The 25,182-nt window shown below is 30.7% G+C and carries 23 protein-coding genes; 21 read left to right on the forward strand and 2 right to left on the reverse strand.

Annotation, left to right across the window (positions count from 1 at the left end; translation table 11 throughout):
- The first annotated feature begins 53 nt into the window (after nt 1-53).
- The 9 genes from eno (at nt 54) to MOO46_RS00385 (ending at nt 9,096) form a co-directional block, all read left to right on the forward strand.
- Nucleotides 54-1,373 (forward strand): phosphopyruvate hydratase, encoded by a 1,320-nt coding sequence (gene eno, locus MOO46_RS00345; protein WP_249511068.1) that lies wholly within the window; start codon nt 54-56, stop codon nt 1,371-1,373.
- A 112-nt stretch (nt 1,374-1,485) separates the two neighbouring features.
- Nucleotides 1,486-3,012, forward strand: coding sequence for a ClC family H(+)/Cl(-) exchange transporter (locus MOO46_RS00350; protein ID WP_249511069.1), 1,527 nt, complete (start codon nt 1,486-1,488; stop codon nt 3,010-3,012).
- A gap of 107 nt (nt 3,013-3,119) precedes the next feature.
- Nucleotides 3,120-3,359 carry a preprotein translocase subunit SecG gene (gene secG / locus MOO46_RS00355; protein ID WP_249511070.1) on the forward strand — a complete coding sequence of 80 codons (240 nt, stop codon included), beginning with the start codon at nt 3,120-3,122 and terminating at the stop codon, nt 3,357-3,359.
- A 139-nt stretch (nt 3,360-3,498) separates the two neighbouring features.
- Nucleotides 3,499-5,838, forward strand: a complete 2,340-nt coding sequence (rnr, locus tag MOO46_RS00360; RefSeq protein ID WP_249511071.1) for a ribonuclease R — start codon at nt 3,499-3,501, stop codon at nt 5,836-5,838.
- 28 nt (nt 5,839-5,866) lie between these two features.
- Nucleotides 5,867-6,340, forward strand: a complete 474-nt coding sequence (gene smpB, locus MOO46_RS00365) for an SsrA-binding protein SmpB (RefSeq protein WP_249511072.1) — start codon at nt 5,867-5,869, stop codon at nt 6,338-6,340.
- 84 nt (nt 6,341-6,424) lie between these two features.
- Nucleotides 6,425-7,114 (forward strand): uracil-DNA glycosylase, encoded by a 690-nt coding sequence (locus MOO46_RS00370; protein ID WP_249511073.1) that lies wholly within the window; start codon nt 6,425-6,427, stop codon nt 7,112-7,114.
- Between the two features lie 23 nt (nt 7,115-7,137).
- A complete protein-coding gene (gene pta / locus MOO46_RS00375; protein ID WP_249511074.1) occupies nt 7,138-8,106 on the forward strand; it encodes a phosphate acetyltransferase in 969 nt (322 codons plus the stop codon).
- A 13-nt stretch (nt 8,107-8,119) separates the two neighbouring features.
- On the forward strand, nt 8,120-8,587 hold the full coding sequence (gene tsaE / locus MOO46_RS00380) for a tRNA (adenosine(37)-N6)-threonylcarbamoyltransferase complex ATPase subunit type 1 TsaE (protein WP_249511075.1): 468 nt from the start codon (nt 8,120-8,122) through the stop codon (nt 8,585-8,587).
- On the forward strand, nt 8,587-9,096 hold the full coding sequence (locus MOO46_RS00385) for a GNAT family N-acetyltransferase (protein ID WP_249511076.1): 510 nt from the start codon (nt 8,587-8,589) through the stop codon (nt 9,094-9,096). Before tsaE ends, MOO46_RS00385 begins: the two co-directional genes overlap by 1 nt.
- An 18-nt stretch (nt 9,097-9,114) precedes the next feature.
- Here the strand turns inward: MOO46_RS00385 and MOO46_RS00390 are convergent, their stop codons facing one another.
- Nucleotides 9,115-9,651, reverse strand: coding sequence for a 3'-5' exonuclease (locus tag MOO46_RS00390; protein WP_249511077.1), 537 nt, complete (start codon nt 9,649-9,651; stop codon nt 9,115-9,117).
- Nucleotides 9,652-9,754: 103 nt separating this feature from the next.
- Between MOO46_RS00390 and murB the strand changes: the two genes are divergently transcribed.
- The 3 genes from murB to MOO46_RS00405 all read left to right on the forward strand — a co-directional run bounded on the left by murB (nt 9,755) and on the right by MOO46_RS00405 (nt 14,388).
- On the forward strand, nt 9,755-10,633 hold the full coding sequence (gene murB / locus MOO46_RS00395; RefSeq protein ID WP_249511078.1) for a UDP-N-acetylmuramate dehydrogenase: 879 nt from the start codon (nt 9,755-9,757) through the stop codon (nt 10,631-10,633).
- Between the two features lie 15 nt (nt 10,634-10,648).
- Nucleotides 10,649-12,616 (forward strand): cation:proton antiporter, encoded by a 1,968-nt coding sequence (locus MOO46_RS00400; RefSeq protein ID WP_249511079.1) that lies wholly within the window; start codon nt 10,649-10,651, stop codon nt 12,614-12,616.
- A gap of 146 nt (nt 12,617-12,762) precedes the next feature.
- On the forward strand, nt 12,763-14,388 hold the full coding sequence (locus MOO46_RS00405) for an IS1182 family transposase (protein WP_249511080.1): 1,626 nt from the start codon (nt 12,763-12,765) through the stop codon (nt 14,386-14,388).
- Here MOO46_RS00405 and MOO46_RS00410 read toward each other — a convergent pair.
- Nucleotides 14,383-15,039, reverse strand: coding sequence for a DUF1361 domain-containing protein (locus MOO46_RS00410; RefSeq protein WP_249511081.1), 657 nt, complete (start codon nt 15,037-15,039; stop codon nt 14,383-14,385). The two genes, MOO46_RS00405 and MOO46_RS00410, sit on opposite strands and share 6 nt — an antisense overlap.
- A gap of 163 nt (nt 15,040-15,202) precedes the next feature.
- Here MOO46_RS00410 and cdaA point away from each other — a divergent pair, with 163 nt between their 5' ends.
- From cdaA to MOO46_RS00450, 9 genes are all read left to right on the forward strand, one after another.
- A complete protein-coding gene (gene cdaA / locus MOO46_RS00415; RefSeq protein ID WP_249511082.1) occupies nt 15,203-16,054 on the forward strand; it encodes a diadenylate cyclase CdaA in 852 nt (283 codons plus the stop codon).
- Entirely contained in the window at nt 16,054-17,016 is a 963-nt protein-coding gene (locus MOO46_RS00420) for a CdaR family protein (protein ID WP_249511083.1), read from the forward strand. The genes cdaA and MOO46_RS00420 overlap by 1 nt, the downstream gene beginning before the upstream one ends.
- 41 nt (nt 17,017-17,057) lie before the next feature.
- Nucleotides 17,058-18,410, forward strand: coding sequence for a phosphoglucosamine mutase (glmM, locus tag MOO46_RS00425; protein WP_249511084.1), 1,353 nt, complete (start codon nt 17,058-17,060; stop codon nt 18,408-18,410).
- Between the two features lie 177 nt (nt 18,411-18,587).
- A complete protein-coding gene (gene glmS, locus MOO46_RS00430) occupies nt 18,588-20,411 on the forward strand; it encodes a glutamine--fructose-6-phosphate transaminase (isomerizing) (protein ID WP_249511085.1) in 1,824 nt (607 codons plus the stop codon).
- A 111-nt stretch (nt 20,412-20,522) separates the two neighbouring features.
- The gene (locus tag MOO46_RS07880; protein ID WP_260525468.1) at nt 20,523-20,645 is read left to right on the forward strand and encodes a hypothetical protein; all 123 of its coding nucleotides are present in this window, start codon (nt 20,523-20,525) and stop codon (nt 20,643-20,645) included.
- Nucleotides 20,646-20,666: 21 nt separating this feature from the next.
- Nucleotides 20,667-22,220, forward strand: coding sequence for a glycoside hydrolase family 73 protein (locus MOO46_RS00435; protein ID WP_249511086.1), 1,554 nt, complete (start codon nt 20,667-20,669; stop codon nt 22,218-22,220).
- An 86-nt stretch (nt 22,221-22,306) separates the two neighbouring features.
- A complete protein-coding gene (locus MOO46_RS00440; RefSeq protein WP_249511087.1) occupies nt 22,307-23,434 on the forward strand; it encodes an ABC transporter ATP-binding protein in 1,128 nt (375 codons plus the stop codon).
- 53 nt (nt 23,435-23,487) lie between these two features.
- Nucleotides 23,488-23,808, forward strand: coding sequence for a hypothetical protein (locus MOO46_RS00445; protein ID WP_249511088.1), 321 nt, complete (start codon nt 23,488-23,490; stop codon nt 23,806-23,808).
- A gap of 227 nt (nt 23,809-24,035) precedes the next feature.
- Entirely contained in the window at nt 24,036-25,181 is a 1,146-nt protein-coding gene (locus tag MOO46_RS00450; RefSeq protein WP_249511089.1) for a cation:proton antiporter, read from the forward strand.
- Nucleotide 25,182: the final 1 nt, after the last annotated feature.

Here is a 25,182-nt window from a genome sequence, read left to right on the forward strand (position 1 = left end):
AATGAAAGTAGCCTTGATTACGAGGTAACAACTTTCATTAAGGAGAGAATATAATGTCAATTATTTCAGATATTTATGCTCGAGAAGTACTAGATTCTCGTGGAAATCCTACAGTTGAAGTAGAACTATATACTGAAGCAGGTGCAATGGGTCGTGGAATCGTACCTTCAGGTGCATCTACTGGTGAACACGAAGCCGTTGAATTACGTGATGGCGATAAAAACCGTTTTATGGGTAAGGGTGTTACTAAGGCTGTTAACAACGTTAATAACATTATTGCTAAAGAAATTATTGGTTATGACGTAACTGACCAATTAGCTATTGACCAAGCTATGATTAAGTTAGATGGTACTCCTACTAAAGGTAAGTTAGGTGCTAATGCTATCTTAGGTGTTTCATTAGCCGCTGCACGTGCTGCTGCCGATGAATTAGGTGTTCCATTATATAACTACTTAGGTGGTTTCAATGCTCACGTATTACCAACTCCAATGATGAATGTTATCAATGGTGGTGAACATGCTAACAACAAGGTTGACTTCCAAGAATTTATGATTATGCCTGTTGGTGCTGAAACTGTTAAAGAAGCTATTCGTATGGGTTCTGAAACATTCCACAACTTAAAGGCTATCTTAAACGAAAAGGGTTACTCAACTGCCGTAGGTGACGAAGGTGGTTTTGCTCCTGACTTGAAGAACAATGAAGAACCATTTGAAATCTTAGTTGAAGCTATCCAACGTGCTGGTTACAAGCCAGGTAAAGATGTATCAATTGCATTTGACTGTGCTGCATCAGAATTCTATGATGCTGATACTAAGAAGTACAACTTAGTAGGTGATGGTAAATCTTACTCTGCTGATGAATTTGTTACATTACTAGAACAATTAGTAGACAAATACCCAATTATTTCAATCGAAGATCCTTTGGATGAAAACGAATGGGAAGATTGGCAAATGGCTACTAAGCGCTTAGGTAAGAAAGTTCAAATCGTTGGTGATGACTTATTTGTAACTAACACTGACTACTTACGTAAGGGTATTAAGATGGGAGTTTCAAACTCAATCTTAATCAAACTTAACCAAATCGGTACTTTAACTGAAACAGTTAATGCTGTTCAAATGGCTAAGGAAGCTGGTTACACAGCTATCATTTCACACCGTTCAGGTGAAACTGAAGATACTACAATTTCTGACTTAGTTGTTGCTATGAATGCTGGTCAAATTAAGACTGGTTCAATGAGTCGTGGCGAACGTATTGCTAAGTACAACCAATTAATGAGAATTGAAGACCAATTAGGTTCAGTTGCTCAATACAAGGGTGTACACTCATTCTACAATTTAAGTGAAGAAGCACGTAATAACATCATTAATAAATAATTCTTTATTTATCAAGCCAAAAGCATTAAACACAAATTGTGTTTAATGCTTTTTTTTAATTATTTTTAATATGGTATGATAAAAGTATTATTAATTTAAAGGGGCAGTTTTTTTGAAACTTGATAATATAAAGCGTTTTAAGTCAGTTTTATATGGTGCCTTGATTGGTGTCGTTGTAGGTATATTTATAAGCTTATTTAGAATTCTAATTGAATTTTTATCAGGGATTTTTCTAAAGATAGCTTTATATGCTAATAATAGTTTGTTTTTGTTATTTTTATTAATTTTTATTAATTTATCTTTAGCAATTATTACGTATTGGCTAATTATTTCAAATCATAATATTAAAGGTTCTGGAATTCCACAAGTTGAGGGTCAATTGGCTGGCCAATTGGACTATAAATGGTGTCCAGTTTTTATTAAAAAATTCATTGGTGGTGTGTTATCAATTTCTAGTGGATTATTTTTAGGGAGAGAAGGGCCATCGATTCAATTAGGGGCTACTTTAGCTCAAGGAATTGCTAAGTTAACGCATAATGAAGGTGTTGATCGTAAAATTATGATTTCTGGAGGAGCAGCTGCTGGATTATCTGCAGCTTTTAATGCTCCAATTGCTAGTACATTATTTGTTTTAGAAGAAATTTACCATAATTTTTCAACATTGGTTTGGACAATTGCTTTGTCAGCAGCAGTTGCTTCCAATTTTATTTCTACTGCAGTTTTTGGTAAAACACCAGTTCTTCACATGAACTATTTTCATGTTATCCCATTACATATCTACCCATATTTAATTGGACTAGGGATATTTTTAGGTGTTTTTGGTAAACTATATGAATTTTTCACAATCAATATCGGTAGTTGGTATAAAAAGTTAAATTTTATTCCTAATTGGGTGTTTGTATTTATTCCATTTTTACTAGTTATCCCAATTGAAATGTTCATTCCAAATATTTCTGGTGGTGGTAGTAATTTAGTTTTGACAATTTCTAAACAGTCACCAGCAATTTTAACTTTAATATTTTTCTTTTTACTAAGGTTTGTTTTTTCTACAATGTCTTACGGTACTGGTGTTCCTGGGGGAATCTTTCTACCAATGTTGTCACTAGGAGCGGTATTAGGATCAATTTACGCTAAAATATTAATTAGTTTAGGCCTGATGTCACCAATCTTTTTTGTTAATTTTATTATTGTTTCAATGAGTGCTTATTTTGCTTGTATCAGTAAATCTCCTTTTACTGCAATTTTATTAATTACAGAAATGGTAGGATCTCTCCAGAACTTAATGGCATTAGCTTTTGTAACTTTAGCTGCTTATGTCGTTTCTGATTTATTAGGTAGTAAACCTATTTATGATGAAATGCTGCAAAATTTGTTATCACCTCAAAAATCTAGCGTTAGAGGAAATGTCGTTATAATTAATTCATCAGTTTTTGTCGGATCAAAAATTGATGGCAAAATGGTTAAAAACATTAGTTGGCCTGATGATACGATTTTAAGTTCGATTAATCGAAATGATAATAGGATCATTCCCAATGGTGATACAATTATAAAAGCAGGAGATAATTTAAAAATATCTACTAACTATAGTAATCGTGGATATGTTCATGATTATATGAAAAAATTAGTTAATAATTATTGATTAATATATTATCAATTGGAAAGATTTGTTTTATATGATAAACTAAAATATAAAGCTATTAATTATGAGTTAAAACCTATTATTAATTATAGGTAGGAGGCAACGAATTGTATAATTTTTTAATGGATATAATTTGGATTGACAGTATTTTAATAATTATTGCCGTGTTAATGCAACCAGCTAAAACTAATAATGATGCAATGTCATCATTGAGTGGTGGTGCTGATGATTTATTCTCAGGCTCTAAGCCTCGTGGATTTGAAGCATTTATGCAAAAGGTAACAGTCGTACTATTAATTATCTTTTTTGCAACTGCATTAGCCTTAGTATGGCTATCATCACATTAAAAGATTGACTCCTGTAAACTTACAGGGGCTTTTTTTATATTTAATTGCTGAAAGATATTATAAAAATGTTAGAATATTCATAGAATATGAAACGAAATTTGATTAAAATCAAAAATAATAAATTAATGAGGAATCGATATTGGAAGATAATAATTTAAAAAAAGAAGTCCAAGCGGTTTTAGACAAGTATCCTAGCCAGACTTTTGCAGTTGAAGAAATTGCTGATGAATTAGGATACCATGGTGCAAATGCTTTTACTTTAATTGTGCAAACACTTGCTGTCTTGGAAAGAGAAAAATCAGTAATTGTTACCGCTGAAGGTAACTTTAAATTTAATGAAGAAAATGAAAAAATTGAAGGAACTTTTCATTCTAATCCTAAGGGATTTGGTTTTGTAAATTACGACGATGAATTAGATGATGCCTTTATCGCCCCTGATAATACAATGCAAGCAATGAATGGCGATAAAGTTGAGATTAAGATTGTCAGAAAAGGTGATTCTAAATCTGGTAAAGGTCCAGAAGGTAAAATTATAGACATTATCGAACGTAATTATGAACAAGTGGTTGGTGAATTTATTCGAACTGGTGATGATCATGGATACATTGGTCAAGTTAAACTAACTAATAAAAAATTAATTAACTACAAATTTTATGTTGTTGGAGCAGGTTTAAAGCCTACTCCTGGAGAAGTCGTTACTGCTGACATTACTGAATATCCAAACTCTGATCATCCTGATTATATGGTAGGAATTGCTAAAGAAGTAATTGGTAGTGTAGACGATCCTGGTATTGATATTTTACAAATTGTTTATGCTCATAATATTCCTTCACAATTTCCAGAAGATGTTTTACAAGAAGCGGATGCGATTCCAGAAACCATCAGCAAAGAAGAAATGCAAGGTCGAGAAGACATCACTGATCAGGATTTAGTTACAATTGATGGTGAATCATCTAAAGATTTGGATGATGCAGTTACTGCTTGGAAGCTACCTAATGGTAACTATCATTTAGGAGTGCATATTGCTGATGTATCCCATTACGTTAAGCCAGGTAGTTTACTAGATGAGGAAGCTTACAAACGTGGAACCTCAGTTTACTTAACTGATCGAGTTATTCCAATGTTACCTCGCCGATTATCTAACGGTATTTGTTCATTGAATGAAGGCCAATTAAGATTATGTATGAGTTGCGACATGGAAATTAATCCAGAAGGGCATGTTGTTAAGCATCGTATTCATCCAAGTGTTATGAAATCAACTGCTAGAATGACTTATAAAGCAGTTAATGATATTTTAGAATCTGATGATGAAAAAACAAAAGAAAAATATGCACGATTAGTCCCAATGTTTAAAACAATGGGCGAATTGCATAAAATACTTTACAAACAACGTCGTCGTCGTGGTGCAATTGATTTTGATGATAATGAAGCAGAAATCATTGTTGATGACAAAGGACACCCAATTGATATTAAAGTTCGTGTTCGTGGATTAGCTGAACGCATGATTGAATCATTTATGTTAGCAGCTAATGAAACCGTTGCAGAAAATTATTGTGAAAAACATGTACCATTTATTTATCGTGTTCATGAAACTCCAGATGGTGAAAGGGTTAAGAAATTTTTCGAATTCTTGAGTGCATTTGGAATTGATGTTAAAGGAGATCCAGAACATCTAAAGCCTAAGATGTTACAAAACATCTTGAAAAAAGTTTCTGGAAAGCCAGAAGAAGCTGCTGTTTCAGTTATGATGCTGCGCAGTTTAAAACAAGCTCGTTATACTGATCAACCACTAGGTCATTTTGGCTTGGGGGCTGAATATTATACCCATTTCACTTCACCAATTAGAAGATATCCGGATACAACGGTTCACCGTTTAATTCATCATTATGAAGATAATGGTATGGGCAAAGAAGCTAAAGCTAAATATGCTAACCTATTAGAAGAAATATCTGTTCATTCATCTAAATGTGAACGTCGTGAAATTGATGCTGAACGTGACACTGATGCAATGAAGAAAGCTGAATACATGTCTGATCATATTGGTGAAGAATTTGATGCCACTGTAAGTTCAGTTTTGAAATTTGGGATGTTTATCGAACTACCAAATACAGTTGAAGGATTAGTTCATATTAGTCGTATGAAGGATGATTATTATGAATACATTGAAAAATTTCTTGCCTTAGTTGGTCGTAATACACACCGTACTTATCGCATTGGGCAACCAGTACGCGTTAAAGTAGTTAACGTTGATGTTGACCAAAGTGCAGTGGATTTTGATATTGTTAATCCTGAAAATACACCTATGTCTAAATTGAGAGTAGAACATAAGAATAATGGTTCTCGTGGTAATAGACGTAATCGTCGTAATGGTGATAAACGTCGAGATGGTAAAAAAGGTCATGGTAGATTTAACAAGAACCATTCCAGAAGAAATGGTAATCGTAACAATAACGACCATGGTCATTCTAATAAACGCTAATTTAGGCGTATTGTAGAGGTGATTTTACATGGCTAAGAAGAGAAAACAAACGAAAAATGATAATTTAATGGCACAAAATCGTAAAGCCAGACATGATTATCGTGTTTTACAAACTTATGAAGCTGGAATTGCCTTGACTGGAACTGAAATTAAATCTGTGAGGGCACATCGAGTAAATTTAAAAGACGGATTTGCTCAAATTCGTAATGGACAAGCTACTTTGATGAATGTTCATATTAGTGAATACACTGAAGGCAATCAATTTAATCATGATCCATTACGTAATCGTAAATTATTGCTTCATAAACAAGAAATCAAACGTTTATCTCGTGAAACCGATAAAAAGGGGATTACTTTGATTCCCTTGAAAGTTTATATTAAACGAGGCTTTGCTAAAGTCTTGTTAGGAGTTGCAGAAGGTAAACATGAATATGACAAGCGTGAAACTATTAAACGTCGTGATCAACAACGTGAAATTTCACGAGTTATGAAACATTATTAAAAGAGTACTTCTATTTGGGAGTACTCTTTTTTGTAAATGTATTTAATAAGCAATTGTGATAAAATTATTTTGAGGTGTTAATAAATGAAACCTTTTATCCACAACGACTGGTGGGAAGTCTTAGAACCAGAATTTGAAAAAAGTTATTATCAAAATTTAAGAAAATTTTTAGTTAATGAATATAATAATTATTATATCCATCCGGCGGCTGATAAAGTTTATGAAGCTTTTGAATGGACTTCATTTAGTGAAACTAAGGTTGTGATATTGGGCCAAGATCCATATCATGAACCTAATCAGGCTCATGGATTAAGCTTTTCAGTTATGCCCGGTGTAAATATACCACCATCTTTGCGTAATATTTATAAAGAATTACAAGATGATTTAGGATGCAAGCCTGTTAATCATGGTTATTTGGAAAAATGGGCTAAACAGGGAGTATTGTTATTAAATTCAGTATTAACTGTCAGAAATGGACAAGCCTTTTCACACAAAGGTAAAGGATGGGAAGAATTAACTGATGCTGCAATTAAAAAATTATCTGCTCGACCTGAACCCGTTGTTTTTATTCTTTGGGGGGGAGCAGCTCGATCTAAAATCAAATTGATTAATACTGATACTAATATTGTTATTCAATCGGCACATCCTAGTCCATTATCTGCATACCGTGGTTTTTTTGGATCTAAGCCGTTTTCTAAAACAAATGAAGCACTTAAAGCTCTTGACGAACAGCCGATTGATTGGCAATTACCTGAGCATGTAAAATTAAAATAAAATTACTTTAGGAGGTTATTTCTATGAACTTATTTGATAAATTAAGAAATGATATTAAAGGTGAAAACAAAAAAATTGTTTTTCCTGAAGGTTATGATGAAAGAATTATTGAAGCAGCAGTTCGTCTTGCTAATGAGAGTTTAGTTACTCCAATCTTATTAGGTAATAAAGACGAAATTGAAAAAAACGCTAATGGTGAAGACATAAGTAAGTTACAAATTATTGATATTAATAATTATCCTAAAGACGAATATGAAGCTATGTTAGATGCTTTAGAAGAACGTCGAAATGGCAAAAATACTCGCGAACAATTAGCAAAATGGTTAAATAATGAAAATTATTTTGGTACGATGTTAGTTTACATGGGAAAAGCTGATGGAATGGTATCTGGTGCTTCCCATGCAACTGGTGATACAGTTAGACCTGCTTTACAAATTATTAAAACTAAAAAGGGCATGCGCAGAATTTCCGGTGCATTTTTGATGCAAAAAGATGATACTCGTTATGTATTCGCTGATTGTGCAATCAACTTAGAATTAGATTCAGCTGGAATGGTTGAAGTTGCACAACAAAGTGCTGATACTGCCAAAATGTTTGGAATTGATCCCAAAGTTGCATTTTTAAGTTTTTCTACTAAGGGATCTGCTAAGGGAGAAATGGTTACTAAAGTACAAGAAGCAACTAAAATGGCCCAAGATAAATTGGACGTTCCATCGGATGGCGAATTACAATTTGATGCTGCTTTAATTCCAGAAGTAGCTAAGAAAAAAGCACCAAATTCTAAAGTTGCTGGTAATGCTAACGTCTTCGTTTTCCCTGAATTACAATCAGGAAATATTGGTTATAAGATTGCCCAAAGAATAGGTGGATTTGAAGCATTTGGTCCTATTTTACAAGGCATGGCTAAACCTGTTTCTGATTTATCTAGAGGTTGTAATGCTGAAGATGTATATAATGTTTCAATTATTACTGCAGCTCAATCTCTGAAATAGGGGGGCTTGCTTGATGAAATTTAATGTGAATACTCCGGAAGAAACAATGAATTATGGTGAGCAATTAGCTGATTATTTATCTCCCAAAGATGTTATTTTGTTAGATGGTGATTTGGGTGCCGGTAAAACTACTTTTACCAAAGGCATTGCTAAGGGATTAGGTATTAAACGCAATATTAAAAGTCCTACTTTTACCATTATTCGTGAATATCAAAACGGTCGGTTACCTTTATATCATATGGATGCTTATCGCCTGGATGATGGTAGTGGAGATGAACTAGGATTAGAGGAATACTTTAATGGTGATGGAGTAAATGTAGTCGAATGGTCTAACTTTATTGAAGAATCTTTACCTAAAGATTATTTAAAAATTATTTTTAAGCGCGATGATTCAAAAGGAAATAATTATCGAACCATTGAATTTGATCCAAAGGGAACACATTTTAACAAAATAATTGAAGAAAGTTACGGCAAAAATTGATGCAAGAAAATTTTGAAGTGCAACTTTCTTTAGCAATACCTGATGATGCAAGCAAATTAATTGATTTATTAACCCAATTAAAACAAGAATCTGACACTTTTACTATCGACCCCGAATTAGGTGATATGACAGTTAAGCAGCAATCTAAACAAATAATGCTAGTCAATCAAACCCGAGGGAACGTTATTATCGTAGCTAAATATTTAGATACAATCATTGGCTTAGTTACTGTTCAAGAATTAGATAATTCTGGATGTGGTGAACTAGGTGTTGCGGTTTTGAAACAATATTGGAACTGTGGACTAGGAACAAAATTAGTCATGGAGTCTATTAATTGGGGAATAAATTATAGTAATTTATCTGAAATTGCATTAATTGTTAAAAAAAATAACAAACCTGCAATTCATGTTTATGAAAAGTGTGGTTTTAATTTCTCTAAACATCGTTTAATTAATATTCAAGAAAATTATCATTCTACTTATGAAATGCAAATTAAAGTAAAAAAATAGCCCACTATTATTAGCGGACTATTTTTTTACTTTAATGAATGGCTTTATTTCATCATTTCCAAAGCTTTTTTGTTCATGAATTAAAATATTTGCGCAAGCTAAACTATCATCCAAAGCATTATGGTGATGATGTAAATCAATGTTTAAATAGCTGCAAACGGTATTTAATTTATGGTTTTCAAATTGTGGATAAAAATATTTGGATGTCTTTAACGTGTCTAATGTTAGATATTTAGGTACAATTAAGTTATACCTTAGTAAAGTGTTTTTTAAGACACTATTATCAAATGAATTATTATGGGCAATAATTAACTGGTTGCTAGTAAAAAAATTTTTGATACTAGGCCAAATTTCTGGAAAAACTGGTGCATTGGCAACATCTTTTTCGTGTAATCCATGAACTTTGATATTACGCCAATTAAAATCTGCTTCTGGGTTAATTAAACTATAAAATTCATCAACGATTTGGTTATTTCTCACAACTGTAAGAGCCAAAGAACATGCACTAGCTCTTTTACTATTAGCTGTTTCAAAATCAATTGCTACAAAATTCATCTTTGTACTCCTTACAATAAACTCAATCTAATTATAACATGGTAACATTTCCTTTTATCATGTTAAACTTAATATATAAAATATATTAAGGAAATTGATAATTATGGACAAACAAATAAATATTCTAAAAAATGAACCATTATCCAAATATTCTTTTACTAGAACTGGGGGCCCAGCTGATTTTATTGCGTTTCCTAAATCTGTTGATGAAGTTCGTTCGCTAGTTAAGCAGGCAAAGAATGATGATTTACCAATTACAGTACTAGGGAATGCCAGTAATTTAATTATAAAAGATGGTGGAATTAATGGATTAGTTATTATGTTGACTGATATGAACAGTATTAGTTGTGACAATCATGAAATTGTTGCTGATGCGGGTGCTTCTTATATTGATGTTACGATTGAGGCACAACGTAATAGTCTTTCTGGTTTAGAGTTTGCTGCTGGAATTCCTGGTAGTGTTGGCGGGGCTATTTATATGAATGCGGGTGCTTATGGTGGTGAAACTGATAAAATAGTCAAAAGTGTAGTTGTTTTAACTAATGATGCTCAAATAAAATCACTATCAAATCAAGAGTTACATTTTGGTTATCGGCATAGTTTAATTCAAGAAAATGACTATATCGTTTTGCAAGCAACCTTTGAATTACAAAGTGGGGATTCAAATGATATCCAACTAGAAATGGATCATTTTAATTCATTACGTGCTTCTAAGCAACCTTTAGATTTACCATCTTGTGGTAGTGTTTTTAAGAGACCGGTGGGTAATTTTGCCGGTAAGTTAATTCATGATTCAGGACTTCAAGGTTATCAATCTGGTGGAGCGCAAGTTTCCACTAAACATGCTGGATTTATTGTTAATGTTGATCATGCTAATGCAACTGATTATCTTGATGTTATTCATCATGTTCAAGCAGTCGTTGAAACTAATTACAATATTCATTTGGAAACTGAGGTTAGAATTATCGGAAGAGATAAATAAAGGGGACTTTTATATATGGAAATTATTGAGATTATTTTGTTATTGATAGTTTTATTATTATCCTCCAATATAATCCATCACTATGTACCATTTATTCCTGATAGCCTAATTCAAGTTGCTTTGGGATGCTTATTGGCAGTTATTTTTAGTTTTAATATCCATCTTAGTACTGAATGGTTTTTATTATTGTTTATTGCACCATTATTATTTAATGATGGTAGGCGTTTTCCTAAAGATGATTTATGGGAATTAAGATGGCCAATTTTTGCTAATTCCATTCTTTTAGTATTTATTACAATGATATTAGGTGGATTAGTTATTTATAAAATGATTCCATCGATGCCAATGTCAGTGGCATTTGCCTTAGCAGCAATATTATCACCTACCGATCCCATTGCAGTTGAAGCAATTGCTAAAAAAGCAAGATTACCTAAAAATATTTTACATTTAGTTAATGGGGAAAGTTTAATTAACGATGCTAGTGGATTGATTGGTTTTAAATATGCAGTTGCTGCAACTGTTTATAGTGTATTTTCATTAAAGGATGCCGTTGTAGATTTCTTCTATATCAGTATCATTGGTGGATTAATTGGAACTTTAACAATGTTAGCAATATCTTTTGTTAGAAGATGGATATATAAAAAAGGAATCGATAACATTGCTTTTAATATCGTTGCTCAAATTGTTTCACCATTTTTAATTTACATGTTATCTGAAGAGGTATTCCATGCTTCTGGAGTAATTGCGGTAGTAGCTGCTGGAATTGTTTATCATTTGATGTCTGGAAAGTCTAATGCTGCATTGGCTGAATTAGAAGTTATGAGTGAACATACTTGGGATATTATTATTTATATCTTAAATGGAATTGTATTTTTAATTTTGGGAATTGAGTTACCATTTGCAATGGGAACTGTTGTTAAGAGCATGCAGTTTAATACTTGGTTATCCATTGGATATGCAATTATTACCTGGTTTGTATTATTAATTATCAGAGTTGTTTGGATTATGGTTTATGAATTCTTTAGCAATCTGATTTCCAATCACAAAGTTGAACATATTGATTTCAGAACAGCTTTAATTGCTGGAATTTCTGGAGTTAGAGGTGCCATTACGATGGCAGGTGTACTTTCGATTCCATTTGTTACTAATAAGGGAATTCCTTTTCCAGATCGCGCTTTGATTTTATTTATTGCATCGATTGTTATTATTCTTAGTTTGGTTGCAGCAATTGTAATTTTGCCACTAATATCGAATGAAGAAAAAGTGGTTCAATATAATAATAATAACTATTGGAGTGAAAGTAAGACTAGAATTTATATGTTAAACTTTGCTATCGAGGAAATCAGGGAGCATAGTTCAAAAGATAAACATATTGGTAACGTGATTATTGATCAATATCATATTATTATTAAGCAGTTATCAGCAACGAGAGTAAGTGAAATGGAAAAAAAGGTTCGTGCTGCTGCAATTAAGTACGAAAAAGAAGCTATCAAGAGATTATCTATTAGAGGTCAACTAAATAAAAAAATGATCAATGTTGTTAATTATCAAATTAATCATCGTGAATTAAAAACTCTAAAAGAACTTAATCAATCTAACAATAAACTTGAATTAGTTTCTTTATATCAAACATTTAAGTTATGGTTGTTTAGTCAAAATAACGATGAAGAAACTAAATTTAAGTTACGTAAATCTTTAATTAAAATTAATAATTATACAATTGAAAGTTTAGACCAATTGGGCAATAAATACGACGATGATGTTGTTAAAACAATTATTGACGAATATCTTAACTATAACGAAGCGCTTAAAACTAGTTCGATTGACTATGAAACTAGATATCGTCGAATGAAAGTTCGAGCTTTAGGTGCTCAAAGAGTTGCCATACAACAACTTGTTACTGATGAAAAAATTAGTTGGAAAACCGCTTCGGATTTAAGACAAGAAATTAATTATTTAGAAAATATTGAATTAGATGTATAAAAAAGGGACTGTGACATAAGTCTCTAAAAAATAACGCTCGTTGGAATTTAATTTTTCCAACGAGCGTTATTTATGTATAATAAAAAACGATATCGAACCAACCGATATCGTTTAAATAAATCTCCTTGAAAGGAAACTTAAAACTAATGAGTACTAATTATATTTTAAATATTCAAAATTGGCAACCTAAAAATAATCATCAAGTAAAAATTATCAATCAAATTGTTGAAATGATTGGTTTAGAAGAAAAATACATATTTGGTAGGCCACGAAAATACGACCTACGGTCACTATTAAAGTTAACCTTGTTTGCTTATTCTAAAGGGATTTTTAGTAGTCGCCAAATTAGTGAGCTGGCAGAAGAAAATTTACCTGCACGTTGGTTAACTAAAAATTCATTTCCTTCATACAGAACAGTCTGTCGATTTAGGATTTCAGATGAAGCAGAAAATTTAATTAGTAAATGCATGAATCAATTAACTAAATATCTAAGAAAAAATAATTATATTGATGATGTAAGTTTTATTGATGGAACTAAAATACTAGCGAATGCTAATAAGTATTCTTTTGTTTGGCGTAAAAATATAATCAGATTCGATAAATTAAATCGCGAAGCGATTATAAAATTACTACATGACATGAATGATGTTAAATATGTGGGTGAACTCCCAGATGACTCTGATATTTCAACAAGTGAGTTAGATGAAATCATCATCCATTTAGAAAATTGTTTAGCAGATTTAAATGATCAAATTAAACAGAATAAAAAACTATCACCTAATCCCCATAAACAAAAGCGTCGTAAGTTAAAAGCCATTAAAAGAAAACTTCGTTTTCGTAAATGCAAACAAATAGAATATCAAAAAAGTAATAAAATATTTTCCAATCGTAATAGTTATTCTAAGACTGATCATGATGCTACTTTTATGCGTATTAAGGAAGACCCCATGTTAAATGGACAACTTAAACCTGCTTATAATTTACAAATTGCCACTAGTGGACAATTCATAACTAATTTTGACATTTATCAAAATCCCACTGATACTCGTACTTTAATTCCGTTCTTAAATAAACAAATTAAGAATAATAGTTTAGGTAAATATATTGTTGCCGATGCTGGTTATGGATCTGAAAGTAATTATCGTTTTATAGAAGACAAACTAACTAATAACATTCCTTTAATTCCCTATGGAACAATGTTAAAAGAACAAAGTCGTAAATGGAAAAGTGATGACCGTAAGGTCATGAATTGGTATTACAATGCACAAGATGACTATTACCTAGATCCTAATGGCGTTCGATTTAATTTTAATGCCTATTGTAAAAGAACTGATAAGCATCAATTTACTCGCGACTTTAAAGAATATGAAGCTGAAAAATACGATATTAATCAAAATATAAACTCTAATGCATTAACCAAATCTGGCAATAACAGAAAAATTAGAATTAATTATGCATGGGAATATTTTAAAAATAAACAAAAAGAATTGCTTTTGGCACCGAAAACAAATGATATCTACGAAAAAAGAAAAATAGATGTAGAATCAGTTTTTGGTAGACTAAAGGCTTCTTTGCGTTTTAATCGATTCTCCGTTAGGGGAATCGAAAGGGTCAAAAGAGAAACTGGATTTGCTATGATGGCATTAAATATAAGAAAACTAATGACGAGAGTCATTAATTTTATACTGTTATATACAAAAACAGGATTTACGTTAAATTTCAAACGTAAATCCTGTTTTTTAGGAGACTTATGTCACAGACCCTTTTTATAAATTATTTTCAGTGTCTTTGACAATTAAATGTATTATCCAATATACAAAAGTTTGAATGATTGTTAAAATTACAACAAAAGCAATCATATGAGGAGTCCACATTTCAATTAGTGGTTTTATTAATAACTTAGGTGATAATAAAAGATAGACTGTATGAAATCTTAGGAATCTCCCAATGAAAATTCCAATTGAAGATATAATGTTTAAAATAATAATTAAACTCATTTTAAAAAATTCAGATTTTATCTTTAATTTTTGTGTAATTTCATTTACAACTTTGAATAATCCAAAGAACCCGATTAATGAACATCCTAATGCACTAATCATTAGATATGAATAACTAATCCACATTTGCCCAGATAGCCTTAATAGTCCATCATTTCCATAAGGGTTTAGTAGTGATAGATGAAATAAATCAGTTAACAGATATGGTGCATTAGGATAAAAAATAATCCATAATAATAATATTGGCCAAAATAGCCACGATTTCGATAAATGTCTATTTGTTAATTCCAAACTCATTTCGATTGGAATATATCCTAAAATAGTATTTAAAATTAGAAATCCAAATGGAGGTTTCACCATAATATATAAAAAAATTATCCACATTATAAATACTATTCTTATTTGCCATTTTATATTTTTTAACATTTTTTAACCTCTTAAAAAGATTTATTATATTTATTATTTTAACGCGAAAAACATTTTAATTGAACTATTAAAAACTAAAAATTACAATGTAATTATTAATATTAAAAAGTAATGATATACAGTGATATAATGTATATTGTTAATGAAATATGGAGGAATATTTATGGGCATAAATTTCAGTAATATATTTACGCTTAGCAATCTTTTAGACATTTTGGTTGTTTGGTTTATTATATATGAAGTTATTGTTTTACTTAGAGGAACCAAAGCAGTGCAATTATTTAGAGGGGTTTTAGTAATTGCGATTGTTAAAATTCTTAGCATTATTTTTGGCTTAACAGCTGTGTCATGGTTAACAGACCAAGTTATCAATTGGGGAGTTATTGCAATTATTGTGATTTTTCAGCCAGAAATTAGACGTGGCCTTGAACATATAGGTCGTGGATCTATTTTAAAGCATACGCAAAATCAAAATGTTGAAAATCAAAAAATGATTCAAGCCTTAGATAAGTCTATTCAATACATGTCGAAACGTCGTATTGGAGCATTAATTACAATTCAAATGGATACTGGATTAGAGGACTACATAGAAACTGGTATAAAACTAGATGCTGATGTAACCGGCGAATTATTAATTAATACATTCATTCCCAATACTCCTTTACATGACGGAGCTGTTATTATTAGAAATAATCGTTTAGCAGTTGCTGCGGCATATTTACCATTATCACAAAGCAACTTAATCCCAAAAGAATTAGGGACGAGGCATCGTGCTGCTGTGGGAATTTCTGAAGTTACTGATGCTTTAACAATTGTGATATCCGAAGAAACTGGTGAAGTTTCAATTACTAAAAATAACGAGTTATTAAGAGGCTTAACCGAAGAAGATTATATAAAGTTTTTAAAAGATCAATTAATTACTAAACAAGATTCTGTTAACAAGAATTTTTTCACCATGTTAGGAACTTGGGTAGATAAAATTAAAAGTAATAAGCAAGATGGAGGTAAAAAGTAATGAAAAGATTTGATAATCCTTGGTTTTTTCGATTAATTTCATTAACTTTTGCAATTCTGCTATTTGTTTATGTCAATCAAAACAAGTTTTTTGGTAATAGTAATGATACTACCGATAGTTCAATTACCCAGTTAACGGCAACTAAAGATTCAACATTATCATTACCTTTGCAGTTGAATTTTGATAATAATAAATACTTTGTTACAGGATATCCAGAAAAAGTTTCAGTTAAAATTAGTGGACCTGCGGCTTTAGTAACAACTACAGTTAATACACAAAATTTTAAAGTTTATGCTGACCTTTCTAGATTAGGTGTGGGACATCACAAAGTTAGAATTTATCAAGATGGATTGAATGACGAACTAAAATATAAAGTTAATCCAGCATATATTAATGTAAATATTCAACCTAGAAGATCTACTGAGTTTCCAGTAGACATAAAGTATGATAATTCTAATATTGCAGATGGTTACCGTGCCGGAAAAGCGGTTCTGGGTAATGACAAGGTTAAGGCTACTGGTGCTGAAAATGAAATTAATAAGATCGATAAGGTAGTTGCTCAATTGAGTATTCCGCAGGGAACAAATAAAACGGTTAATGCTTCAGTTATCCTAGAAGCCTTAGATTCAAAAGGTAAAATAGTTAATGTTATTTTGACGCCTTCAACTACTTCTGTTAATTTACCAATAAGCAGTAGTAATAATAAAACTGTTCCGATTGATTTACGTACTGAGAATTCATCATCTGCTAAAAAATATACTTTAAGTTCTGATACTAAGAAGGTCAAAGTGTTTGGATCTTCAAAAGAACTTAATGATATTAACTCTGTTAAGGCTTATGTTGATGTTTCTTCCATTAATAAAGAGAAAAACGTAAATGTTCAATTAGATAAGAATTTGAATCATGTATCTGGATTTGATCCTGATAACATTAAAGTAAATATTAAAGCCCAAGCTCGTTAAAATACATTAGTTTTTAAACTGAGAAATGGAGATATGTTATTATGAAATATTTTGGAACCGATGGAGTTAGAGGAGTAGCTAATGAAGATCTTAGTCCTGAATTAGCCTTTAAATGTGGTCGTGCTGGTGGATATATCTTAACCAAACACAATGAATCTGAAGGACAACCACAAGTTTTAGTAGCTCGAGATACTAGAATTTCTGGTCAAATGTTAGAAAGTTCATTAGTTGCAGGATTATTATCAGTTGGAATAGAAGTATTGCAATTAGGTGTTGTTACCACTCCGGGGGTTGCTTATTTAGTAAGAACCCAAGGTGCCGCAGCTGGTGTTATGATTACAGCTTCACATAATCCCGCTGAATATAATGGAATTAAATTCTTTGGATCAGATGGTTACAAATTATCTGATGAGTTAGAAGAAGAAATTGAAAAGATTTTAGAAGAAAATAAAGATGACTTACCTCGTCCTTCATCTAAAGGATTAGGAACATCTGATGACTATTCAGAAGGTAGTCAAAAGTATATTCGCTTCTTAGAACAAACTGTTCCTGAAGATTTATCAGGTATGCATATTTGTGTTGATTCAGCCAATGGTGCTACTAGTAGTTTAGTTTCAAGATTATATGCTGATTTGGGAATTGATTTTGATACTATGGCTACAATGCCTAATGGACTTAACATTAATGATCAGGTTGGTTCTACTCATCCTGAACAATTACAAAAAATGGTTGTTGATAAAGGTGCCGAAATTGGTTTAGCCTTCGATGGTGATGGTGATCGTTGTATTGCTGTTGACGAAAATGGCGAATTAGTTGATGGTGATAAAATTATTTACATTTGTGGTAAATATATGTCTGATCATGGTCGCCTAAAACAGGATACAGTGGTTACAACTGTTATGAGTAATTTAGGAATGTACAAAGCTATGGAAGCTAATGGAATGAAGAATGTTCAAACCAAAGTTGGTGACAGATACGTTGTTGAAGAAATGAACAAATCTGGCTACAATCTTGGTGGTGAACAATCAGGGCATATTGTATTTTTGGATTTTAATACTACTGGTGATGGATTATTAACTAGTTTACAATTGCTTCATGTTATGAAAGATACAGGTAAAAAGTTATCTGAATTAGCAGCAGAAGTTAAAAAATATCCACAAAAATTAATTAACGTTAAAGTTTCTGATAAAAAACAAGCTTTAAATAATGAGCCAGTTAAAAATATTATTTCACAAGTTGAAAAAGAAATGAATGGTGATGGTCGTGTATTGGTCCGTCCTAGTGGAACTGAACCATTACTAAGGGTAATGACTGAAGCACCAACTCAAGATCTAGTAAATGATTACACAAAGCTAATTGCTGATGTAGTTGAAAAAGAGTCAGGAATTGAATAAAAACAAAAAAGGCCTAATTTTAGGCCTTTTTTGTTTTCTTCTTTTTAAACTATACCAATTATCCATATATTGATTGACATATATAAGTTAAAACTGTATTCTAGTAGTTGTCTTGGAAAAATAAATATGAATATAAATGTATATACCAATTATAAAACCTGAAAGGAAGGTATAATTATGTGTGGAATTGTTGGAGTTGCAGGCAATAAAGATGCAGTCAACATTTTAATTAATGGATTACAAAAATTAGAATATCGTGGATATGATTCTGCGGGAATTTATGTAAGTGATAAAGATGGTCAAGATCATCTTATTAAGAGAACAGGTGCCATTGCTAACTTAAAAAATGCGGTGGGAGATGATATTCGTGGAACTTCTGGAATCGGGCATACTCGTTGGGCAACTCATGGTGGAGTAACTGTTGAAAATGCTCATCCTCATTTTTCACAAGATAATCGTTTTTATCTTGTTCATAATGGTGTTATTGAAAATTATGAAGAATTAAAAGCTAAATATTTATCTGATTTTACATTTACTTCACAGACTGATACTGAAGTAGTAGTTCAATTAGTTGATTATTTTGCAACTAAAGAAAATATGAATGCTAAAGATGCCTTTTTAAAGACACTTTCACTATTAGATAGTGGTTCATCATATGCTTTTCAATTAATGGATCGTGAAGAGCCTGATACTATTTATGTGGCTAAAAATAAAAGTCCTTTATTAATTGGTATTGGTAAAGATTGTAACGTGGTATGTTCTGACTCATTAGCTATGTTGAATGTTACTCATGATTTCTTAGAATTAGATGATGGTGATTTTGTTACAGTTAGACCTGATTCAATTGAAATTCAAGATAAAAATGGTAATCTTGTAGAAAATAGAAAACCTTTCCATGTTGATATTGATGCTAGTGATACCGATAAAGGAACATATCCATACTACATGCTTAAAGAAATTGATGAACAACCAAATGTTATGAGAAAATTATCTGCTGAATACTTAAATGCAGATGGTATTCCTGAAATTGAACCAGAATTATTAAAATCTATTAAGCAAGCTGATCGTTTATATATTGTAGCTGCTGGTACTAGTTATCATGCTGGATTAGTTGGTAAGAATTTATTTGAAACAATGGCACAAATTCCTACAGAAGTTCATGTAGCTTCAGAATTTGCATATAATATGCCTTTATTATCAAAGAATCCATTCTTTATTTTCTTAAGTCAAAGTGGCGAAACTGCTGATAGTCGTGAAGTTTTAGTTAATATTAATAAAGCTGGATATAAGAGTTTAACAATTACTAATGTTGCTAACTCCACATTGTCACGTGAATCCAATTATACTTTGTTATTACATGCAGGGCCTGAAATCTCAGTTGCTTCAACTAAGGCCTATACTGCTCAAATTGCTGTAGAAGCTATTTTAGCTAAAGCCTTAGGAGAAGCAGATCAAATTAAGGAGGCTACTGAATTTAACTTAAAACAACAATTAGGTTTAGTTGCTACTGGAATGCAAACGATTGTTGATGAAAAGGAAGTCCTTAATAAGTTATCTAAAGATTATTTTGTTGACGCTAACAAGGCATTTTATATTGGTCGTGGTATTGATTACTTTGTTTCTTTAGAATCAGCTCTTAAACTAAAAGAAATTTCATATATTCATGCCGAAGGATTTGCTTCTGGAGAATTGAAGCATGGGACAATTGCTTTAATTGAAAATGGAACACCAGTTATTGGTATTATTACTCAATCAAATACTGCTGGTTTAACTAGAAGTAATCTTGAAGAAACAATTGCTAGAGGTTCAAAAGCTATTACTATCGTTACTAAATCATTATCTAAAGATGGTGATGATATTATTGTTCCTGATGTTAACAGTATGTTAACTCCATTATTAAGTGTTATTCCTGCTCAATTGCTTGCTTATTACACAAGCTTGAATAAGGGATTAGACGTTGATCATCCAAGAAACTTAGCAAAGAGTGTTACAGTTCAATAAAATTTAAAAAGCAGGCTCTAGAGTTTATTAACTTTAGAGCCTGCTTTTTTTACGTAAACGTAATAATTTTTTCGTTTATTAATGTTATAATATTTTTGGGAGTGTTCAGTTATGAAATTTACTAAAAAAAGAGGAAATAATTCTAAAATACAATCTAAAAAAGATAAAACTTGGGAAAAATTCAAAAATCAACAAAATAAATTAAGCGCAGATCGACGCGGAATTAAAAGATAATTATTTTAGGAGAATTATAATATGAAAAAGAAAAATGTTGCTAAGGTTTTTTTATCATTAATGACAGTTAGTACTATGATGGTTTCAGTTAACTCATTATATTCTTATGCTGATAGTAATGATTCAAACAATAGCCCATTAAATAATAATAGTTCAAACAATAATAATAGTTCATTAAATAATACCGATAATAATAGTATTGATAATTTATCCAGTCAGCTCAATTATGATAATTTTTTCACTAAATTAAGTCCATTAGCTACAAAAATCGCTAATAAGAATGATTTATATCCTTCATTACTACTTGCTCAAGCTGCTTTAGAAAGCTTTTATGGTCAAAGTGGTTTAACGCAAAACAGTAATAATTTATTTGGTATTAAATCATTTAATGGGCAAGGCGTTAATACTGATACTACTGAGTTTAATGGTAATAATAGTTATACAACTAATTCTGTTTTTAGAACATATCCAGATCTTTCAAGTAGTTTGCAAGACTATGCAGATTTTTTAAACAATAGTAGATATAGCAATGTTCATCGTTCTATTGCTACTACAGTTGAAGAAGCTGCACAAAATATTAGAGATGATGGATATGCTACTGATCCTGATTATGGTGCTAAATTAATTAGAATCATTAATAATAATAACTTAAAATCTTATGATTCATCAGATAGCAGTAGTCAAAATGATTATAATAAGGGTTTGGATATTAATACATCTGTAAATACAAACAATAGTCAGATACATAATAGTCAAACACAAAATGATGATAGTAAGTCTGAAAATATTAAATATAATAGTGCTAATGGGCAAGAAACATTTAAACTATCTAATGATTATAAGTCATATAAATTATCTAATCACGCCGAAGGTAGTAAATTTCAGATAAAAAATTACTCATGGAGTAATAAACTTAATTCAAATAAAAAAGTTTTTGCTGATTGCTTAGCTATTCATAAAGTAGGATCACAAGAATCTAAATTTTATCGTATTCGTCTAGGCAATGATTCTAAACGTAAATATTGGGTTTCTGAGAAGGCTTTAGATCTACCTAATGTTACCTACACTAAAACAAATAAAAAAATTACTGTAAAAAATACTGATAGTAAACAACTTTATAATCATGTTTATAATTCACCATATTTAAGTCAAAAAATTAAAAATACTAAAGACTTAAGTGAAGATAACTATAATTCTAATATGAAGGCTACTATTGACAATAATGGTGTAAAAACTGATTGGTATAGAATTTATATTGCAGGAACTGGAAATGCTTGGATTAGTTCAAAAGACTTATCTAATATTAAAACTAATGATAGCAAGAAAAACACTTATAATAAAACTTCTTCCGGTTATGCTTACTTGAATAACTATGGTAAATATCGTTTGTATGATAAAATTCCTGGCACTTCAAAGTCAGTTAAAGTGTCCAATTGGGATAAAATTAAAGTTCCTAGTGACTATTTAGTAAGTTATGATTCTTCGGGAGTTAATGGTAAAGATAATACTAATTGGTATCATATAAATATCAATCATAAAACTTATTGGATTTCATCAAGTGCATTGAAGTTTTAGAAACAACCTTATATTTCTTTGATTTGATATAATATTTCGGTAGTTTTATAATGAATAAATTGAATAAATGTTTAGGAAGTATAAAAATGGCAGAAGATTATAAAATTAGAGTTCAAAATGTAACAAAAGAATATGATTTATTTAAAACACAAACTGATAAGTTAAAATCATTTTTTTCGATTAAAACTGATGTACCACATTTTTGGTCATTAATGGGAGTATCTTTTGATGTTAGGCCTGGTGAAACTTTAGGTTTAATTGGAGTAAATGGTTCTGGTAAATCTACTATTTCTAATATAATGTCTGGAATCATTCCACAAACAACTGGATATGTTGATGTCAGAGGAGATACATCAATTGTTGCAATTAGTGCTGGTTTAAAATGGAATTTAACTGGTCGTGAAAATATTAGATTAAAGTCTTTAATGCAAGGATTAACTAATCCGGAAATTGATGATTTGATGGATGATATTATTGGATTTGCTGATATTGGTGACTTCGTAGACCAACCAGTAAAAAGTTATTCCAGTGGTATGAGATCTCGTTTGGGATTCTCTATTGCTGTTCATATTAACCCCGATATCTTAATTATCGATGAAGCTTTATCTGTTGGTGATGATACTTTTTATCAAAAGTGTGTTGATAAAATTGAAAATTTCAAAAAACAAGGTAAAACAATTATTTTTGTTAGTCATTCACTTAGACAAATAGAATTACTATGTGATCGAGTTGCTTGGATTAACTATGGCGAATTAAAAACCATTGGTAAAACTAAAGATGTTACCAAAAAATATCGTGAATTTACCAAATGGTTTAAGTCACTTTCTAAAAAGCAAAAGGCAGATTTTGAAACTGAGAAAAAACAAGTACAGAAAGATTTTGATATTAATGAATATCAAAAAAGGGTAACTGAAGAAGAACAAGCCCAAAATCCTGATGATAAAAAGGTTGCATCTAAGATTAAAAAGCGTTTTTATAGTTCTGTTATTAGCGAAAAAATGCCTAAATTATCAGTTGCTTTCACTTGGTTAGTAGTTTTTGCAACAATGTTTTTCTGCTTAGTGAATATTTCTGGTCATTCTATAACGCATATAGTGAAGCATCCGGCTTCAATTGTTAAGCCTTCAAAAACTTTGAAGTTACCTAGTAAGTTAGAACAAGCTTCAGGTTTAAATAAAAAAACTCATAAAGCACAAAAGACGAGTGTTAAATAACTGAAAATCCGTTTATGCGGATTTTTTTTGTGATAAGAGGTGAAATATAAAAAATGGCAGTAGAATATAAAAGTGATGAAACCTTAGATTTAATTGAACAAATTACTAGATTAGATGGTAGTAAGTATATGGAAATCAGTAATATGGTACAAAATGGTAGGGCAGAGTTAGCTGCTGAAAGAGGTTTTATCCAAGAAGTAAGAATTTTACAATTGAATATTCCGCATTCTGATCATGTGGCTAAATATGAAGATTATATTAATATCCATTATTCAATGCCAGGGGAAGATTTAGATCACTTTGAAGAATGGTCAAAAAATGATGAAATGCAAAAAGAAGTCAATATTATTTTAAAAGAAAATCACGTTGGATAAACAAAAAGAGCTACTGATAAAATCAGTAGCTCTTTTTTTATGTGTCCACTAAGATATTGTTGAAAATAATAGCAAGATAAATTACACAATATTTAGTGGTGAATTTGAATATGTATACATAATTATAACGTAAATAATGTTTCTTTACAATGAATTATTTAATAAGAGTCTTACAATTAAATTATGTTATCATATAATTTGTTTATTAAATCTTAGGAAGTGATTAATTGGAATATCTGATTGATTTAGTTTTAATATTATTAGCTACAGTATTATTTGGAAAATTATTTAAAAGCTTTGGGTTACCAGAAGTTGTTGGTCAATTAATGAGTGGAGTTATTTTAGGCCCTTCTATTTTAAATATTGTCCAAACGGGTAAGATTATTGGAACTTTTTCGGAAATCGGGGTTATTATTTTAATGTTTATTGCTGGTCTAGAAAGTAATCTTGAACTTTTGAAAAAATACTTAAAGCCAAGCCTAATCGTTGCTTTTATGGGGATTATTTTTCCAATCGCCTTTATGTATATTGCAGGTTTTTTCCATGGGTTTTCTAATATTGAAAGTTTATTTATTGGAATTATTTTTGCAGCCACTTCAGTGTCAATTTCAGTAGAAGTTTTAAGAGAAATGGATGAATTGGATAGTACTGAAGGGATTACGATTTTAGGAGCCGCCGTTGCTGATGATGTTTTATCAATTTTAGCTCTTAGTTTTGCTGTATCTTTTTTCGGTGTTAGTGATGGCGAAAATAATAATATTATTTTAACTATTTTATTACAAATTGCATTTTTTATATTTGTTTATATTATGTATAGAATTATTTTGAGATTTTTGCCTATTATTATTAATAAATTTAAATTTGGTATTACTGAATTTTCTATGATTGTATGTTTATTACTGGCATATTTAGCTGAAGAAACTTCATTAAGTACAATTACTGGAGCTTTCTTTGCAGGAATTATTTTTAGTCAAAGTGATTTTAAAGATAAAATTTCAAATGATTTTGAAACAGTGGGTTATTCAATATTTATACCCGTTTTTTTTGCTAATGTTGGTTTAGAAATGGAAATTAGTGGGATCTTAAATCATTTTATTATGTTTATTATATTTACTATTTTAGCAGTTGTAACTAAACTTTTAGGTTCAATGCTAGGAGCAAAAATGAGTAATTTTAATTCTATATCTTCATTGGAAATTGGTGCTGGAATGATTAGTCGCGGAGAAGTTGGCTTAATTATCGCTGGAATCGGATTAAGTTCACATTTGATTAGTGAAGATTATTATTCTACTATTATCGCATCTATCATTGCTACGACATTAATAGCACCAATTATTTTACGTAAGGTTATCTTAATTAAAAGGGAGCATTAAA

It is taken from the genome of Apilactobacillus apisilvae, assembly GCF_023380225.1.
Taxonomy (GTDB): Bacteria; Bacillota; Bacilli; order Lactobacillales; family Lactobacillaceae; genus Apilactobacillus; species Apilactobacillus apisilvae.

Bases quoted from the DNA above. Each gene is read 5' to 3' on its own strand.
- MOO46_RS00435 (WP_249511086.1), top strand. From the start codon at position 20,667: ATGAAAAAGAAAAATGTTGCTAAGGTTTTTTTATCATTAATGACAGTT.
- tsaE (WP_249511075.1), top strand. From the start codon at position 8,120: ATGAAATTTAATGTGAATACTCCGGAAGAAACAATGAATTATGGTGAG.
- pta (WP_249511074.1), top strand. From the start codon at position 7,138: ATGAACTTATTTGATAAATTAAGAAATGATATTAAAGGTGAAAACAAA.
- MOO46_RS00420 (WP_249511083.1), top strand. From the start codon at position 16,054: ATGAAAAGATTTGATAATCCTTGGTTTTTTCGATTAATTTCATTAACT.
- glmS (WP_249511085.1), top strand. From the start codon at position 18,588: ATGTGTGGAATTGTTGGAGTTGCAGGCAATAAAGATGCAGTCAACATT.
- MOO46_RS00445 (WP_249511088.1), top strand. From the start codon at position 23,488: ATGGCAGTAGAATATAAAAGTGATGAAACCTTAGATTTAATTGAACAA.
- MOO46_RS00385 (WP_249511076.1), top strand. From the start codon at position 8,587: ATGCAAGAAAATTTTGAAGTGCAACTTTCTTTAGCAATACCTGATGAT.
- MOO46_RS00390 (WP_249511077.1), bottom strand. From the start codon at position 9,651: ATGAATTTTGTAGCAATTGATTTTGAAACAGCTAATAGTAAAAGAGCT.
- MOO46_RS00400 (WP_249511079.1), top strand. From the start codon at position 10,649: ATGGAAATTATTGAGATTATTTTGTTATTGATAGTTTTATTATTATCC.
- MOO46_RS00410 (WP_249511081.1), bottom strand. From the start codon at position 15,039: ATGTTAAAAAATATAAAATGGCAAATAAGAATAGTATTTATAATGTGG.
- MOO46_RS00440 (WP_249511087.1), top strand. From the start codon at position 22,307: ATGGCAGAAGATTATAAAATTAGAGTTCAAAATGTAACAAAAGAATAT.
- glmM (WP_249511084.1), top strand. From the start codon at position 17,058: ATGAAATATTTTGGAACCGATGGAGTTAGAGGAGTAGCTAATGAAGAT.
- cdaA (WP_249511082.1), top strand. From the start codon at position 15,203: ATGGGCATAAATTTCAGTAATATATTTACGCTTAGCAATCTTTTAGAC.
- MOO46_RS07880 (WP_260525468.1), top strand. From the start codon at position 20,523: ATGAAATTTACTAAAAAAAGAGGAAATAATTCTAAAATACAATCTAAA.
- eno (WP_249511068.1), top strand. From the start codon at position 54: ATGTCAATTATTTCAGATATTTATGCTCGAGAAGTACTAGATTCTCGT.
- murB (WP_249511078.1), top strand. From the start codon at position 9,755: ATGGACAAACAAATAAATATTCTAAAAAATGAACCATTATCCAAATAT.
- MOO46_RS00405 (WP_249511080.1), top strand. From the start codon at position 12,763: ATGAGTACTAATTATATTTTAAATATTCAAAATTGGCAACCTAAAAAT.
- MOO46_RS00370 (WP_249511073.1), top strand. From the start codon at position 6,425: ATGAAACCTTTTATCCACAACGACTGGTGGGAAGTCTTAGAACCAGAA.
- smpB (WP_249511072.1), top strand. From the start codon at position 5,867: ATGGCTAAGAAGAGAAAACAAACGAAAAATGATAATTTAATGGCACAA.